The organism is Microtetraspora sp. AC03309 (assembly GCF_020826795.1).
In the GTDB taxonomy this organism is placed as follows: Bacteria; Actinomycetota; Actinomycetes; order Streptosporangiales; family Streptosporangiaceae; genus Microtetraspora; species Microtetraspora glauca.
In genome coordinates this window covers 1-456 of sequence record NZ_JADDIL010000506.1, presented here as the reverse complement: position 1 = coordinate 456, position 456 = coordinate 1, and the positions used below count along the sequence as shown (strand labels likewise).

Genomic DNA, 456 nt, shown 5'->3' with positions numbered 1-456 from the left:
GGACTCCACGAGCATCGGCGCAGGTGACGCGTACTTCCGATAGCCCGCAGTTGGCCCCCTCATGCCTGTACGAGCGTGCCTGAACTGCGGGGATCTTGCGGCGCGCCGGGCAGCAGACACGCACCCTCGGCCAGGAAAGGCGGAAAAAATCTGCGAAACCGGGAATTGAATCGGACTACGGTCCGGTTAGTCTTTGGTGAAGGTGCCGGACCGACCGGCCCAAGAAGCCAAGGAGACACCATGACCGTCGCAGTAGCCACCGACCTGACCGCAGGCACCTGGGCCATCGACCCCGTGCACTCGTCGATCAACTTTTCCGTCCGCCACCTCATGGTGAGCAAGGTCCGCGGCAGCTTTGAGACGTTCAGTGGCGCGATCACAGTCGCCGAGGACGGCACGCCGTCGGTAAGCGCCACCATCGACGTCAACTCCATCGACACCCGCAACGAGCAGCGC

General features: G+C 63.6%; 1 protein-coding gene. It reads left to right on the top strand.

The annotated features are described in order from the left end of the window. Window positions 1–240: 240 nt before the first annotated feature. Window positions 241–456 (top strand): YceI family protein (locus IMZ11_RS44090; protein WP_228649711.1); only part of this gene is annotated, 216 nt, incomplete at its 3' end.